Source organism: Reichenbachiella versicolor (genome assembly GCF_003171675.1).
Lineage (GTDB): Bacteria > Bacteroidota > Bacteroidia > Cytophagales > Cyclobacteriaceae > Reichenbachiella > Reichenbachiella versicolor.
This window is the reverse complement of the sequence record NZ_QFZQ01000001.1, coordinates 933,450-949,405: the sequence shown is the minus strand read 5'-3', so window position 1 is coordinate 949,405 and position 15,956 is coordinate 933,450. Positions and strand designations below refer to the sequence as shown.

The following is a 15,956-nucleotide window of genomic DNA, read 5'->3' as shown; positions in this document are numbered from 1 at the left end:
ACTTTTGCGGCTTTATAATTTAGGAATACTATGATCTCAGCAAATAACGTATCACTACAGTTCGGTAAAAGAGTACTTTTTGACGAGGTAAACATTAAGTTTACCCAAGGAAACTGCTATGGTGTAATAGGTGCCAATGGCGCTGGAAAATCTACATTCCTTAAAATTCTAGCAGGTGACATTCAGCCAAATTCAGGTAAAGTTGTGTTAGATTCGGGTAAAAGAATGGCTGTTTTAAGACAAAACCACTTTGAATTTGATGAAGAAACAGTACTAAACACTGTTATGAGAGGGCATAGCATCTTATGGGATATTATGCAGGAAAAAGATGCTTTATATGCCAAACCAGACTTCTCTGATGAAGATGGTATTAGAACTTCAGAACTAGAAGAAAAGTTTGCTGAAATGGACGGATGGAATGCTGAACCAGATGCAGCGGCACTTTTGAGTGGGTTAGGTATCGAAGAAGGTATTCATTATAACTTGATGAAAGATCTAAGTGGAAATCAAAAAGTAAGAGTTCTTTTGGCTCAAGCTTTATTTGGAAATCCTGACATATTGATTTTAGATGAGCCTACCAACGACCTTGACCTTAAAACGATATCTTGGTTAGAAGATTTCCTTTTAGATTTTAAGAATACAGTAATTGTAGTATCGCATGATAGGCACTTTTTAGATACTGTTTGTACACACATTGCTGACATTGACTTTAGTGCAATTTCAATTTTTACTGGTAATTATTCTTTCTGGTATGAGTCAAGTAAGCTTGCTCTTGCACAAAGATCCTCTGCTAACAAAAAAGCTGAAGAAAAGAAGAAAGAGCTTCAAGAATTCATCGCTAGATTCAGCGCTAATGCTGCTAAATCCAAGCAAGCTACAGCAAGAAAAAAGATGTTGGATAAAATCAATGTTGAAGAAATCAAACCTTCTTCAAGAAAATATCCTGCAATTATTTTTAATCAGAATAGAGAAGCCGGTGATCAAATCCTTGAAATCAAAGGTCTCTCTAAATCAAATGAAGGTAATTTCTTATTTAAGGATTTTGATTTATTTGTAAACAAAGGAGATAAAATAGCTTTTATAGCAGACAATAGTCAGGCTTTAACCGCTCTATTCAAAATATTAGCAGGGGAAATAGATCCGGATTCTGGAACTTTTAAATTTGGCCAAACTATAACTACTGCTTATCTACCAAATGAAAACTCAGAATTTTTCCAATCAGATTTAAACCTTATTGACTGGCTAAGACAATATTCAGACGGAGAAAAAGATGAGGTTTTTATCAGAGGCTTCCTAGGTAAAATGCTTTTTTCAGGAGAAGAAACATTTAAGAAATGTAATGTTCTATCAGGAGGTGAAAAGGTCAGATGCATGGTTTCAAAGATGATGTTAACTGGTGGAAACTTGTTAATGTTAGATGAGCCTACCAATCACCTCGATCTTGAATCTATTCAGGCTTTCAACAATGCATTGAAAGACTTCCCAGGAACGGTCCTGTTCACTTCTCATGATCATGAATTTGTCCAAACTGTGGCTAATCGAATTATTCATATCAAAGGAGAGACTTTTGTTGACAAACTATCAACCTTCGATGAATACATTCAATCAATTACCGAATAGCATTCATTATTAAACACTTATATGCTTCAAAACCATGAAAAAACTCGTGGTTTTGATAGTGTTTTTTCTTAATTTACTAATGTTCTTGCGTAATTCAAACGCAATGACAAACCTACATCTATAGTTATGAGATAAGATTATTTACATTTGATTGTCTCACCAGATACATTGTTGAATGAGAAACGTATTATTCCTTATATTATCACTTGTTTTTACTGTCTCTTCCTCTCATGCTGATAATGAAAAAAAGCTCAGCAAGAAAAAATTAATAGAGCAAGCTGACTACTATTTTTTTAAAGAGAACTTCCCTAAAGCATTAGAGCTTTATGAAAAAATTCTAATTAACTATCCTAAAAATCATTATGTACAATATCACCAGTATGTAGCTCACCATTTAACGAACGGAAGAGGTACAGATCTAACTGGTCTACAAGAGTTTGAGAAAAACGAAGGCCAGACCGACAAATTTTACAACTATTGGTTAGGTAGAATTCACTATGGTCGGTATGAATTTGAACTAGCAGAAGAGCATTTCAAGGCTTTTCTAGCTTTGGATATCTATAAGACAAAGGAAATTATAAGAGAAAGCAAACAACGGCTAAAAAGAGCAATCAAAGCCAAAGAGTTTTACCTTAGCCCAAATGAATTTGAAGTAGAGTTGTTATCCTATCCTATCAATTCAGAATATGCTGATGTTTCACCAGCGTTTTTTTCTGATCATGATGAATTACTTTTCGTTTCGTCTAGACCTGATGTGGTAAATCAAGAAATTGCAAAAAACAGCTATTGTGTATTTCATACCAAAAAAAACGGAAAAGTTTGGGGAACTCCTTCTTCTCTAAAATCAATAGGACCACTAGAAAAAAATTGCAATAAAATCGAGGTCGTAAATGAGGACGGACGTTTGTTTATCTATAATGGGGAATTAAACGATCTTTTTTACAGTGAACCACAAGGTGATGATTGGAGTAAACCGATTGAATTTGACACAGACCTTCAAAACAGAAAAATTGGATCTCACTTCTTTATCAATGACAGAGAAAACCTAATTTTCTTTTCTTCCAAATCTGCAAATGGACGTCTAGACCTTTATCAATCGCATAAAGATCCTCAAACACACAAATGGGAAGATCCTTTTCCTGTATTAGGAGGAGTTAATTCTAAATATGATGAAGATAGCCCTTTCCTATCACATGATGGCAACACATTATACTTTAGTTCCAATAGATCTGAATCTGTAGGCGGCTTTGATATTTATAAATCAGAGTGGGACAACAACCTTCAAGAATGGGGTAAACCTGTTAATATGGGTTTTCCTATCAATACGACTGATGATGAATTAAACTTTGAATTAAATGAAGACAATATTTCTGGATTTATAAGTAGTAATAGACTTCATGGGCGTGGCGATTTTGATATTTACCATTTCCACAAACAAGGCAAGGTGCTTGCCCAAGGTACTGTTTTTGAAAAAGAGACTGGCAAAGCATTAACTAATATACAATTAGATTTTCACCCTCAAAAATATAAGGACGAAACGTTTAGAAGCTACACAAGTGATGATGGATCCTTCAGTGTAGAAATCCTTCAAGAAGAAGACTTTATAGTAGAGTTCTCCATTAATGGGCAGGTCATTTATAAAGAAAGTGTGATTTCGAAACACGAAGAACTAAAAAAGACATTCAGTAAAGACTTTCATATCACTGTACCAGATCAACTGGATAAAAAAACAGATTTCATAGCACTATACGATACTTCTAAACCTGAAGCGGCATATGAAAAGGTTAATATGTTGGGAAGTAAATTTAGAACAGGTGAAAAAGCAATGCTAAAAAATGTCTATTTCGATCTTCATTCCGCTCATTTAAAGAATGAGTCACAAGATGTTTTAGAGACTCTATTTATTACTATGAAAGATAATTCTACTCTAAAGATAGAAATCGGAGGACACACTGACAGTACAGGTACGGCAGATTCCAACAACCAACTGTCAAAAGCAAGAGCAGAAAGCGTAAAAAAATACTTGGTATCAAAAGGCATAGAGTCTAATCGCATTACTACAAAGGGATATGGTTCTAGTCAACCTCTAGCTTCTAATGATGATGAAGCTGATGGTCGCGAATTGAATCGAAGAATTGAGGTAATCGTGATGAATTGAAAGTGACTAATATTTTTTGTTGTTTAAGTAGTTACACACTAGACTTATAGCTTGAACTTTAAGATTATTAACTGATTTAAGAAATAATGCTTCATTTAAAAATATTATAAATTCTAATTCCCCACTTTCCTCGCTTTAATAGTCAGCATTTATAACACCATCATCGCCTATTTATAGCATTTCATCGAACCTAGACCAATAGTTTATTTCCTCCCAAATTTGATCAAATCTCTAATTTAATATTATCTGCTTTTTGAAGTATTGAGGCTTATTTGATTACCTCCTATAAGCCATTGATACTTAACACCGGTAATTACCTTGCAAAAGCCATATTCAAAATATTATTTTAACTCGATTACATTTAATTAAAATAAAACCTTTTTAAAAATCAAAAAACAAAATAACATTCTAATAAAATTAAAATTATCCAAAAAATACTTGCTTAAATAGCAATTTATTAACACCTTGAAAATCAGCAGAGATATTCCTTTTAGAGAAAAATTATCGACGCATGATGAAGACTAAGTTTGTAGCAGCTATTGCGGTTATACTTATACCGTTTTGGTCCATTGAAATTTTCGCACAAAGCAAAAATTTCAAATTAGGAAAACAAGCATATCAAGAAGGTAGAAACCATGATGCAATGAAACACTTGCAGATTGCTGTTAATGATGAGAAGTTTTTCATGAAAGGTAAAGATATTCCTATCGCTTATGCTTATTTGGCATTGATAAAGAATAGATACCTTGAAGCAAATCTAAATAAAGGAAATATGTCAAGTATTAAAACTAATCCTGGCATTCTCAAATCATCTATTTCAGATATTAAAACAGCAGTAGAGTATAGTGTTTCCAGCAATCCTATCATAGATGAAGCCAAGGAAATTCTATATAGAAACGCTTACTTGATGGGAGATATAATTACAAAGTCTATCATGAAATTAGATTTTGAAAACAACCCTAATAATGAAATAAAAGATTTAGCAGCATTATTGAATTACGAGTTAAAATCCTTTTCGAATTTAGATTCTGATCACTGGCAAATCCATGATATGCTTGGATTTACCCACTATTTGCTTAACGAAAAAGACATGGCAATGACAGAATATTCAATTGCGAGAGATGTCTATCAACAATCAAACAGTAATAAAGTAACTGAGTTACATTTATACAATTATTTATTTAGCACCCGTCATTACTTTTTAGAATCCAAAAATTATATCGAAACTGAACTTCTCACCTTAGAAGCAATAGACTACGTTCGTAAAATGGCGCACCATGAAAAATATGATAATATGGAGCAAATAAAAAGACTATCTGGGTTCGAAGGAATATTCTACAACATCAAAAAACAACTCTCGGATATAAGAAATGTTAGTTCAGCAGAAGATTAAGTAAAAAAAGGCTCTAAAATCAAGTATTAAAGCCTTTTCTGTTACTAAGCTGATCCTATTTCATTTTTTGAATTATTAAACTAGCTGCCCCAACAATTGGAGCTGTTTGGTTGTCAAGTTTAGATGGCAAAACTTTTACCTTGTCTTTGAAAATTGCCATTGAGTTATCGTTTAAAGCTTTTATTGTAGGTTTAAATAACAATTCTCCTGCCTGAGCTAAACCTCCCATAATAAAAATAGCTTCTGGATCTGTATAGACAACAGCATCAGCCAACTTTGCTCCTAAAATACTACCCGTATATTCAAAAGCTTCAATAGCCAATGCATCACCTTGCTTTGCGTGATCAGCAACAATCTTAGCATTTAAGTCAACAAAACTATAATTTCTTAATTCGGAATCAATATGATGATCTGCCAATAACTTATAAACAGTTCTTTTTATACCAGTTGCAGATACGTAAGTTTCCAGACACCCTTTTTGTCCACACTTACACTGTCTACCTCCTTTTGTCTTTATAGATTGATGTCCTAGCTCTCCAGCAAACCCTTGATGACCAAGAATCATTTCTCCATTAGAAACTAGCCCTGAACCTAACCCTGTCCCCAGTGTAATAACAATGAAATTTTTCATTCCTTTAGCACCACCATAGACCATCTCTCCTATTGCTGCAGCATTAGCATCATTGGTCAAAGCTACCGGCACTCCAAATCTATCTTCAATCAATTTCCCAATAGGAACTACTCCACTCCAAGGGAGGTTTGGAGCCTCTTCAATAGTTCCTTTAAAATAATTTCCGTTCGGAGCTCCGATTCCTACTCCTACTAATTCATACGTATCAGTAAGACTTTCTAGTCCCTCCCTGATTGCATTTTCTAATTCATCGATGTAATCATTTACATCTGGAAACTGAGTTTTGACACTACCTTGGTAAAGAACATTACCTTCATTATCAACTAGTCCATATTTAGTACTAGTTCCTCCGATATCAACACCGGCTATGATTTGAAGCATTTTAATAAAGTATATATAGTCCAAAATACCCTAATGCAAAGCAGAAGGGATAAAGTTCGAATTTAACAAACTTCATACAATTAGGTCATCTCTATTCACTGTCTATGCATGAAATCATTTATTAAACTAATTTAGCTCAGTGGAACACTATTCTCTCTCTCAATTTAACGTCGAAGTAAAACAAACTTTAAAAAACGCCTTAGAACCATCTTATTGGATAGTTTGTGAAATAGGAGAACTTAATCTGCACAGAAATGGGCATTGCTATCTTGAACTAGTTGAAAAAAAAGACAGCAGAATCTTAGCTAAAATACGAGCTACCATTTGGTCATACACTTATGCTAATATTCATCGGCTATTTCACCGAATCACTGGAAGTGATTTATCAGTAGGAATGCAAATATTAATAAATGCGACTTTAGAGTTTCACGAAGTTTATGGGCTGAGTTTAAATGTAAAGGACATTGACCCTAATTACACTCTTGGTGAAAGAGAGAGAAAACGTCAAGCAACCATTCAGCAATTAGTGGAAGATGGTATTCTGGACTTAAATAAATCTTTAATACTACCTCTTGTCCCTCAACGAATAGCTGTGATAAGTGCTGAGGGAGCTGCTGGTTATGGAGATTTTATGAATCAATTGAACAATAATTCTTATGGCTATGTGATACATACTAAACTCTTCAATGCTACTATGCAAGGTGAAGGAGCACCTATTTCAATACTTGACCAACTACATAGAATTTACGAACTAGAAGAGGAATATGATGCTGTAGTAGTAATACGCGGTGGTGGCTCAAAAATGGATTTGGATTGTTTTGACGATTATGAGTTAAATGCACATCTAGCTCAATTTCCACTCCCTATCATTACCGGTATAGGACACGACCGAGATGAAACTATCGCAGATCTAGTCGCCAACATAAGTCTTAAAACTCCTACTGCAGTAGCTGAGTTTCTACTTAGCGGATTTATGGATTTCGAATCCAAAATCACCGAAGTATTTGATAGAATTAAAAATTTAATTGAGCTACAGTTATCCAATGAAACTTTCATCATTCAGCAGTTAAAGCATGATTTAGCTCAAAAAGCAGGAATAAAAATACTTAGCGAAGAAAACAAACTAGATAAGATAAGCTCATCTATAGAATCGAATTCCCAGACATTACTTAAAAGCGAGCTATCTAGACTCCAATTAACTTCTAAAATTCTAGAAGCCAGAGACCCTAAATCAATCCTAAAGAAAGGCTTTACAATCACCAAAGTAAACGGCAAATCCATTAACGGACAAAACATCAAAGAAGGAGATATAATTGAAACTCAAACCGCAACTAATAAAATCATCAGTAAAGTAGAAAAATCATGAGCAAGAAAAAACTTACTTATCAATCGGCTTCAGAAGAACTAAACAATATAGCTAGTCAATTAGAAGACGATAACGTTAACATTGACGACTTAGAGAAACTAGTAAAGAGAGGTCGCGAATTAGTTCTTTTTTGTCAAGAAAAACTTAGATCTACACAAGAACAAATCAAAAAGTCTGAACAATAATTTAAAAGCTTTATTTAGACATTTTCAAAAGCATAAATAACTAACTTCCAATATTCTGATAGAGTCTTGTTGAAAAGGAATTATTTAAAATCCTCACCAATAAATATTGATTATCAAGAATATGCCAACAACTAAAGAGTAAGAGACTTTATAGACGGTTCTTTTCTTGAGTAAATCTCGCTTCGAAAATTCTGAAGTGCCTTACAATTCTTACCATACACCTAATTTGATAAAGTAAAATGCACTCACCATAGTGTAAGCCTCTGCTGATAATGTATATCAGATAATGAAATAGAAACTACGTAGTTTTTGCACTCTCCTTCTGTACTTTTGAGGCTGCCCAATTTTTTATTAATTCAAAACTTTATCAACATGAAGAAATTATTTACAGCAGTAATACTCTTACTTGGTTCAGCTATGTCATGCTATGCCCAAGGAAAAGGGGGCATTGATAGCGGAGATACCGCATGGATGCTTATCTCAATGGCATTAGTAGCACTGATGACTCCTGCAGGACTAACTCTATTTTATGGTGGTTTGACTACACGAAAATCAGTATTAAATACTATCGGAATGAGCTATGTTTCATTCTGTGTGGCTACAGTGGTATGGGTAATTGTTGGATACAGCATCGCTTTTGGTGAAGGCAATGCAATCTGGGGTGGATTAGATCATTTCATGCTACGAAACATACCTGTGGACAGCGTCAGTGGAACAATCCCTACTCTTCTTTTCGTTGGATTTCAAGGAACTTTCGCAGCTATTGCAGTAGCCATCGTGAGTGGTTCTATCATCGAAAGAGTAAAATTTTCAACTTGGTTAATTTTCTCGGGACTATGGGTAGCCCTAGTTTATTGTCCAATCGCTCACTGGGTATGGGGTGGTGGATTCCTAAGTAATCATGGCGAACTAGACTTTGCAGGAGGAACTGTCATCCATATCAATGCAGGTATCTCTGGATTACTTATTGCTCTATTCATTGGTAAAAGAAAATACCACGACAATCATACCAACAAACCTGCATCCCTGAAGTTAATGATTTTAGGGTCTGCCTTGCTATGGTTTGGATGGTTCGGATTCAATGGCGGAAGCCAACTTGCAGCAGATGGAATCGCAGCGAATGCACTTTTAGTCACCAATGTTGCTGCATGTATTGGAGGTCTTACTTGGATGATCATCGAATGGAATAGAGAGGAAAGAAAACCAACATTACTTGGCTCCGCATCTGGCGTAGTTTCAGGACTGGTTGCTATTACACCAGCAGCTGGATTTGTAGACGTCACAGGAGCATTAATCATTGGTCTTTTTGGAGCAGTGGTAGGTTATATCGGAGTGGTAAGAATCAAATCTATATTAGGTTATGACGATACTCTTGACGCCTTTGGAATACATGGACTGGTAGGTATTTTTGGTGCAATCGCTACTGGTTTATTGGCTAATCCTGATATCAATTTTGGAACTGGTCTCTTTTATGGAAATCCAATTCAAGTTTGGCACCAAACGAAAGCCGTTCTTGTAACAATGGCGTATGCCAGTATAGCTTCAATTGTACTTTTTAAGATTACTAGTTTACTTACTAAAGGCGGCAGAGTACATGAGGAGCTAGAAGATCAAGGAATGGATACAGGATATCACGGAGAGTCGAGTATCAATGTGGAAATGGATTAGAAGTAAATAACCAATCCAAAATAGTTCTTTGGGCATCAGAACACATTACATGGGTGAAACAAGCTTCCGCAAAACTGCAAGATACTGTTTCATCCATAAAGCAGCGTTTATCAGACTTGTGAAACGTTAGTTTATTAATGAAACGGCCTTCTGCAAATCTGCAAAAGGCCGTTTTATTTATGCGATAGCACTCCTAAAGTTATATTTAATCCACTTTATCTGTGAATTACGTTTCTACGAAAACATAAATCTTTCAAAAAGAAATTTACTAACTAATACAACTCTTTTGAACATGGATTCCCAATTTATCTCCTTCTTCTTCTATCCCTGTTATCTCTACGAGACACCTTTTTCTTGCCATTACCTTGGTGATTTCCACCATATCTATTATTTCTTGAATTTGATTTCTTTTTACCCTGCTTATCCGTAGATGACTTCTTGCGATTTGCATCCTCATCAAGATTTACACGAATAGCTCTTCCTTCTATATCGATATTTTCAAATTTTTGAAGCAGCCCACTTTGTTTGCCTTTTTCTAATTCAAAGAAAGCATTCGTTTTTTGCAACTCTATAGAACCAAAAGCCTTTCTATCTATACCAGAAACATCTGATAAGAAGTGAACTAAATCTGATTTAGTTACACCATCCATGGTTCCTACATTGATAAAATAACGAAGGAATTTTCTATCCTTACCCTCTTTCTTTTTACCTTGAATTTCATTGAGATCATCTTCTTCACCGTTTTGGGCTATCAAATGATCTAGTTGAGTGGTGATCAACCTTTTCAGAAGGTCATCCTTTGAAAGACCTTGAAATTTCTCCTTTATTCCACTTAAAATTTCATCTGCCTGCTCATCCACTTCTGTATTGACTATCAGATTAGCCCATTTACTTATCCTAACAGACTTCACTTGTTGAATACTTGGAACCTCAACCTTCTGAAAATCAACATTAATTTTCCTTCCTAATTCATCTACTCGACGCACTTCGCGAGGGTTGACAAAAGCTATAGAAAACCCTTTGTTACCAGCTCTACCCGTTCTACCACTACGGTGCGTATAACTTTCAAGCTGATCTGGAAGTTTATGGTGAAGTACATGAGTTAAATCGTTGACATCAATACCTCTCGCAGCAACATCTGTAGCTACCAGTAACTGCATTGAACGACTTTTAAAACGCTTCATCACAGCATCTCGTTGAGCTTGAGATAAGTCACCATGTAAAGCCTCTGTTCCGTAGCCCATACTACCCAATGCATCTGCAATCTCTTGAGTTTCACGTTTGGTTCTACAAAACATAATTCCTCGCATATCTGGTTGAATATCCAAGAATCTTCTTAACGCTGGAACTTTATTAGCCGTCTTAGTAACAACATACTGATGAGTAATATCCTTATTAGACTTAACCTCAGACTGGATTTTAACTTCCAGAGGTTGAACCATATATTTATTAATAATTTTCCTGATCTCGGAAGGCATAGTTGCTGAAAACAACCATGTCGATCTTATATCCAAGGTATGCGAAAGTATCTGATCAATATCTTCTTTGAAGCCCATATTGAGCATCTCATCTGCCTCATCTAGAACTACGAAACGAACATTTCCTAGTTTAATAGCCTTACGCTTAATCAAATCAAGAAGTCTACCAGGAGTAGCTACAACAATTTGTGTCGTTTTCTTAAGCGCCTTCATTTGATTAGTAATCGCTGCACCGCCATAGACTACCTCTATATTCATCTTAGGAACCGCTTTTGAAAAATCTTTCAATTGCTGCCCAATCTGCTGTCCAAGTTCACGAGTTGGTGCCATTACCAATGCTTGTGTAGCCTTTTCTTCCACATCGATTAATTCAATCAATGGAAGACCAAAAGCTGCTGTCTTACCTGTTCCTGTTTGCGCCATTCCGATGAAATCAGTTGGATCATTTTGAAGCAATAAAGGAATAGCTTCTTTTTGGACTGGGGTAGGGTTTTCAAAACCCATATTTTGAAGGACGTCTGCCAGCTGTGCTGAGAGTCCTAATTTTTTAAATTCGCTCAATCTTTTCTCTTAAATGAGCTGCAAAGGTAGGTATTCATAGTTACAGTACCCGAAATAGTCGCCATATCAAATTAATTAAACGAAAAAATTATTGTTTCAATAAGCCCCGTTGTATCTTACTAGTCTTCATTTAAGAACAAATCTGAGATAATTAATCCTACCTACTAATGTACTAGTAGTTATGAGAATAAAAGATATCGTAGATTTTTTTATACACCCATCCTATTTCAACGACACTAAATCTTTAAGACAAGTCAGATTATTAGTCAGAACGAGTTTTCTTACCAGTTTAATTAGCAACTCATATATATACCTCAGCTATTATTTTGAATATGACAAAGGTGTAACCTTTATGATAGCAAATGTTGTAGGTTTTTTACTCTTACCTTTCCTAGTCAAAACACGGGTTCACATCACTATTATTGGTAATTTCTACACTACTATAGGAGCAATTGCTGTAATTACTCTTACTTACTTCTCCGGAGGAATGTATTCAGGAATATATCCTTGGATTATTTCAATTCCAATTTTATCCCTACTTGTAGTGGGAAGAAAGTCAGCTTTTTTTTGGGGGATACTTGCCTTAGGCTTTATGATTTGGTTTGGATGGCAAGCTATTATTGAAAATGATCTTCCCGTAGAATACAATGTTGAAATGAGAGCTTTATGGTACACTTCTGTACTCACAGGTCTATTAATGATTTTATTGTTTATCACCTTCGTATTTGAATTCAACAGATCTCATGCCTTATCAGAACTTGAAAAATCAAATCTCCAACTCATCAAACAGAAGAATAAAATAACTCTCCAATCAGAGCAGCTAAAAGAACATATCAACGAAAAGGATTTTTTTATTCAAATTTTATCACATGATCTAAAAAATCCTCTTGGAAATATAGAAAGCCTATTCCACCTATTGCAAAAACAATCTCTTACCGCTGACCAAAAAGAACTAGTTGACCTTATACACGACTCTAACCAAAAAGCTACTCAACTCATAGCAAAGGTTCTAGATGTAAGTTTATCTGAAAGTAAGATTAATGTTGACCTAAAAGCCACTGATGTAAATACAATCATAACTAATTGCCTAAATGACTTTCAAGGAAAAGCTGATAAGAAAAACATCCTTTTAAAATATAGAAATGGCATACATCCTAAAGCCCATGCAGATGCGACCTACTTGTGTCAAGTAATAGAAAACTTGCTATCCAATGCCATTAAATTCTCAGAAAAAAACAAGGTGGTAAGCGTTTGGATAGAACAAGATGAAATTCATGTTTTTATATTTATAAAAGATCAAGGGCCTGGTTTTCAACCAAAAGAGAAAAAACTTATGTTTTCAAAATTTGCGCAAATGAGCGCTAAACCTACCAACGGCGAAGGCTCTACCGGTTTAGGTCTTTCTTTAGTGAAAACATATATAGAAAAAATGAACGGCTCAATAGAATGTGATAGTAAACCTAATCAAGGTGCTACGTTCAAAATTTCACTACCAAAAGTTTAGATACTCACAATTAAAACATTACAATGTTTAATGGTCAGTATTACGTTAATAAAACTCGGTTCTTCATTTTTTTGTCTAACTTTTCACAACTTTTGTTAGTCAAAAAAGTACAAGGAATACATGAGCACAAAAATTTCAATCATTGGAGCTGGTTTCTCTTCACTCAGCGCTGCTTGCTATCTTGCCCAAGCTGGAAACAACGTAACCGTTATTGAAAAAAACACACAACCAGGGGGCAGAGCGAGAGTATACGAACAAGATGGATTCAAATTTGATATGGGACCTAGTTGGTATTGGATGCCCGATGTATTCGAAAGTTTTTTTGCTGATTTTAATAAAAAACCCTCAGACTATTATCAACTAAATAGACTAGATCCAGGCTATTCGGTTTATTTTAATAAAGCTGATAGATTTGATATAGGAGCAAGTCTTCAAGATATTTACACTCTTTTTGAAAATGAAGAGTCTGGTAGCTCTAAACATTTAAAATCATTCTTAAAAAGTGCTGAAGACAACTACAACATTGCAATACTAGATCTAGTTTACAAGCCTGGTTTGTCATTAAGTGAACTTATCACTGTAGAAACAGCTAAAAAACTGGATCAATTCTTTAAAACCATTCAACAAACAGTAAGAAAGAAAATAAAGTCTCCCAAACTTAGACAAATATTAGAGTTCCCAGTACTTTTCCTAGGTGCCAAACCTTCAAATACTCCTGCATTTTACAACTTCATGAATCATGCAGATTTTGGTCTTGGAACTTGGCACCCTGAAGGCGGCATGTTTGAGGTGGTAAGAGCCATGTACGAATTGGCTATTGAATTAGGTGTTACTTTCAGATTTGACGAAGATGTTACTAAAATCAATGTATCCGATAAAAAAGCAGTAGGAATACAATCTTCTAAAGAGTATATAGAATCCGATTTGATACTTAGTGGAGCTGATTATCATTTCACAGAGACACTTTTACCCTTACAATACAGACAGTATTCAGAAAAGTACTGGAAGAAAAAAACTTTTGCTCCGTCCTCATTATTATTCTATATAGCCTTTGACAAAAAGTTAAAAAACATATCACATCATACTTTATTCTTTGATACTGACTTTGAAAAGCATGCTAAATCTATCTATGATGATATAAATTGGCCAGAATCACCCATGTTCTATGCGAACTTCCCTAGTGTGACGGACAAATCTTTTGCTCCAGAAGGCAAGGAAGTAGGAACTTTTCTAATTCCAATCGCTCCTGGAATAGAAGATAACGAAGACATAAGGAATAAGTACCTAGAAATAATCTTGAAAAGACTTGAGTTTATAATTGATCAAAAAGTAGGTGATTCAATACTATTTAGTAAGTCTTATTGCGTATCTGATTTTGTTTCAGATTACAACTCTTACAAAGGAAATGCTTATGGATTAGCAAATACCTTGCTTCAAACTGCATATCTGAGACCTAAAATCAAAAGCTCAAAAATAAACAACCTGTTTTTCACTGGGCAACTAACCGTTCCAGGACCTGGAGTCCCTCCTTCTCTCATATCTGGAAAAGTTGTCGCTAATCAAATAATTCGTATCTTTAATAAAACACTTATCTATGAAAAAGCTGTTTGACGAAGTAAGTTGTCGTTGTAGTGAATATGTTACTCATCATTACAGCACATCCTTTTCTAAGGCAGTAACTATGCTTGCTCCATCAATTAGATCTCACATACATAACATCTATGGATTTGTAAGATTCGCTGATGAAATTGTAGACACCTTTCATGACTATGATAAGGAAACGCTTTTGAATGAATTCGAAAACGAATATTATAAATCTCTAGACAGAGGAATCAGTCTTAACCCTATATTAAACTCTTTTCAGCAGACGGTTAAATCCTTCAATATAGACAATGAGTTGGTCTCGGCTTTCCTTAAAAGTATGAGAGCGGATCTATCAGTTCAAAAATATGAGGATGTAGAAGAAATAAACGAATATATATATGGTTCTGCTGACGTTGTAGGCCTGATGTGCCTTAAAGTATTTGTTGGTGGAGATCAAGACAGGTATGATCATCTGAAATTTTCAGCTATGAAATTGGGGTCAGCTTTTCAAAAAGTGAACTTTTTAAGAGATCTCAAACATGATGTTCAAAACCTATCAAGAAGTTATTTCCCTGGAATCAATATGGAATCTATGACAATGACCCAACGAGACCAAATCATAGAAGATATTGAAAAGGACTTTGCAGATGCTCTCATTGGAATTCAGCAATTACCAAAAGAAGCAAAATTCGGCGTTTACGTAGCATATATTTATTACCGAAGACTCCTAAGTAAAATTAAAAGTATGCCTTTGGAAGAACTTACTAATAGAAGAATAAGAGTTTCAAATACTCAAAAAGCTTCATTACTATTAGGGTCATATTTCAGATATCAACTTAACTTGGTTTAATGAAAGAAGATCAGACCAAACAAAATGTTGTTATATTGGTGGATGAGCATGACAATGAAATAGGATTAATGCCTAAAATGGAAGCTCATGTAAAAGGTAAATTACATAGAGCTATTTCAGTCTTTGCCTATGACTCTGAAGGTAATTGGATTATTCAACAAAGGGCTAACGACAAATATCATTCACAAGGATTATGGTCAAATACTTGTTGTAGTCATCCATATCAAAACGAAATTTCTAAAGAGGCTGCATCGAGAAGGTTAATAGAAGAAATGGGAATGTCTGGAACCCCGTCCAAAGTATTTAACTTCAAATACAAAGCTGAATTAGACAATAATTTAATAGAGCACGAGCTTGATCATATTTTTATTCTTCAGACTGACGAAACCCCAAAACCTAACCCAGATGAGGTGCAAAATTGGAAAAAAATCAAGTTTAATCGACTTCAAGAAGATATAGGTTTACATCCTGAAAACTATACTGAATGGTTTAAAATGTTATTTCAGGAAGTGCAAAGCCACATTATAAAATCTACGACTTTAGTCAAATGACACTCTCCATCATAATAATTTTCGCC

General features: G+C 34.8%; 12 protein-coding genes. 10 read left to right on the top strand and 2 right to left on the bottom strand.

The annotated features are described in order from the left end of the window. The first annotated feature begins 30 nt into the window (after positions 1-30). The 3 genes from DKG80_RS03775 to DKG80_RS03765 all read left to right on the top strand — a co-directional run bounded on the left by DKG80_RS03775 (position 31) and on the right by DKG80_RS03765 (position 5,171). On the top strand, positions 31-1,620 hold the full coding sequence (locus DKG80_RS03775) for an ABC-F family ATP-binding cassette domain-containing protein (RefSeq protein WP_109829945.1): 1,590 nt from the start codon (positions 31-33) through the stop codon (positions 1,618-1,620). Positions 1,621-1,795: 175 nt separating this feature from the next. Next, positions 1,796-3,778 carry an OmpA family protein gene (locus DKG80_RS03770; protein ID WP_109829944.1) on the top strand — a complete coding sequence of 661 codons (1,983 nt, stop codon included), beginning with the start codon at positions 1,796-1,798 and terminating at the stop codon, positions 3,776-3,778. 511 nt (positions 3,779-4,289) lie between these two features. Further along, on the top strand, positions 4,290-5,171 hold the full coding sequence (locus DKG80_RS03765; RefSeq protein WP_109829943.1) for a hypothetical protein: 882 nt from the start codon (positions 4,290-4,292) through the stop codon (positions 5,169-5,171). Positions 5,172-5,226: 55 nt separating this feature from the next. Here the strand turns inward: DKG80_RS03765 and DKG80_RS03760 are convergent, their stop codons facing one another. Beyond that, positions 5,227-6,183, bottom strand: coding sequence for an ROK family protein (locus DKG80_RS03760; RefSeq protein ID WP_109829942.1), 957 nt, complete (start codon positions 6,181-6,183; stop codon positions 5,227-5,229). A gap of 139 nt (positions 6,184-6,322) precedes the next feature. On the opposite strand from DKG80_RS03760, the gene xseA reads away from it, so the two are divergent. The 3 genes from xseA to DKG80_RS03745 all read left to right on the top strand — a co-directional run bounded on the left by xseA (position 6,323) and on the right by DKG80_RS03745 (position 9,402). After that, on the top strand, positions 6,323-7,549 hold the full coding sequence (gene xseA, locus DKG80_RS03755; protein WP_109829941.1) for an exodeoxyribonuclease VII large subunit: 1,227 nt from the start codon (positions 6,323-6,325) through the stop codon (positions 7,547-7,549). Beyond that, the gene (xseB, locus tag DKG80_RS03750; protein WP_109829940.1) at positions 7,546-7,734 is read left to right on the top strand and encodes an exodeoxyribonuclease VII small subunit; all 189 of its coding nucleotides are present in this window, start codon (positions 7,546-7,548) and stop codon (positions 7,732-7,734) included. The genes xseA and xseB overlap by 4 nt, the downstream gene beginning before the upstream one ends. A gap of 372 nt (positions 7,735-8,106) precedes the next feature. Further along, on the top strand, positions 8,107-9,402 hold the full coding sequence (locus DKG80_RS03745) for an ammonium transporter (RefSeq protein WP_109829939.1): 1,296 nt from the start codon (positions 8,107-8,109) through the stop codon (positions 9,400-9,402). A gap of 305 nt (positions 9,403-9,707) precedes the next feature. Here the strand turns inward: DKG80_RS03745 and DKG80_RS03740 are convergent, their stop codons facing one another. Further along, a complete protein-coding gene (locus DKG80_RS03740) occupies positions 9,708-11,441 on the bottom strand; it encodes a DEAD/DEAH box helicase (protein ID WP_109829938.1) in 1,734 nt (577 codons plus the stop codon). Positions 11,442-11,622: 181 nt separating this feature from the next. On the opposite strand from DKG80_RS03740, the gene DKG80_RS03735 reads away from it, so the two are divergent. From DKG80_RS03735 to idi, 4 genes are all read left to right on the top strand, one after another. Continuing rightward, positions 11,623-12,945: a sensor histidine kinase gene (locus tag DKG80_RS03735; protein ID WP_109829937.1), complete on the top strand. Its 1,323-nt coding sequence runs from the start codon at positions 11,623-11,625 to the stop codon at positions 12,943-12,945. Positions 12,946-13,065: 120 nt separating this feature from the next. Beyond that, on the top strand, positions 13,066-14,556 hold the full coding sequence (locus DKG80_RS03730) for a phytoene desaturase family protein (RefSeq protein WP_109829936.1): 1,491 nt from the start codon (positions 13,066-13,068) through the stop codon (positions 14,554-14,556). Then, on the top strand, positions 14,540-15,379 hold the full coding sequence (locus tag DKG80_RS03725) for a phytoene/squalene synthase family protein (RefSeq protein WP_109829935.1): 840 nt from the start codon (positions 14,540-14,542) through the stop codon (positions 15,377-15,379). The genes DKG80_RS03730 and DKG80_RS03725 overlap by 17 nt, the downstream gene beginning before the upstream one ends. Further along, the gene (idi, locus tag DKG80_RS03720) at positions 15,379-15,930 is read left to right on the top strand and encodes an isopentenyl-diphosphate Delta-isomerase (RefSeq protein ID WP_109829934.1); all 552 of its coding nucleotides are present in this window, start codon (positions 15,379-15,381) and stop codon (positions 15,928-15,930) included. Before DKG80_RS03725 ends, idi begins: the two co-directional genes overlap by 1 nt. Positions 15,931-15,956: the final 26 nt, after the last annotated feature.

Excerpts from the sequence above, each read along its gene's own strand:
- DKG80_RS03735 (WP_109829937.1), top strand. The coding sequence starts at position 11,623 with ATGAGAATAAAAGATATCGTAGATTTTTTTATACACCCATCCTATTTC.
- DKG80_RS03725 (WP_109829935.1), top strand. The coding sequence starts at position 14,540 with ATGAAAAAGCTGTTTGACGAAGTAAGTTGTCGTTGTAGTGAATATGTT.
- DKG80_RS03760 (WP_109829942.1), bottom strand. The coding sequence starts at position 6,183 with ATGCTTCAAATCATAGCCGGTGTTGATATCGGAGGAACTAGTACTAAA.
- DKG80_RS03775 (WP_109829945.1), top strand. The coding sequence starts at position 31 with ATGATCTCAGCAAATAACGTATCACTACAGTTCGGTAAAAGAGTACTT.
- xseB (WP_109829940.1), top strand. The coding sequence starts at position 7,546 with ATGAGCAAGAAAAAACTTACTTATCAATCGGCTTCAGAAGAACTAAAC.
- DKG80_RS03765 (WP_109829943.1), top strand. The coding sequence starts at position 4,290 with ATGATGAAGACTAAGTTTGTAGCAGCTATTGCGGTTATACTTATACCG.
- DKG80_RS03745 (WP_109829939.1), top strand. The coding sequence starts at position 8,107 with ATGAAGAAATTATTTACAGCAGTAATACTCTTACTTGGTTCAGCTATG.
- DKG80_RS03730 (WP_109829936.1), top strand. The coding sequence starts at position 13,066 with ATGAGCACAAAAATTTCAATCATTGGAGCTGGTTTCTCTTCACTCAGC.
- idi (WP_109829934.1), top strand. The coding sequence starts at position 15,379 with ATGAAAGAAGATCAGACCAAACAAAATGTTGTTATATTGGTGGATGAG.
- DKG80_RS03770 (WP_109829944.1), top strand. The coding sequence starts at position 1,796 with ATGAGAAACGTATTATTCCTTATATTATCACTTGTTTTTACTGTCTCT.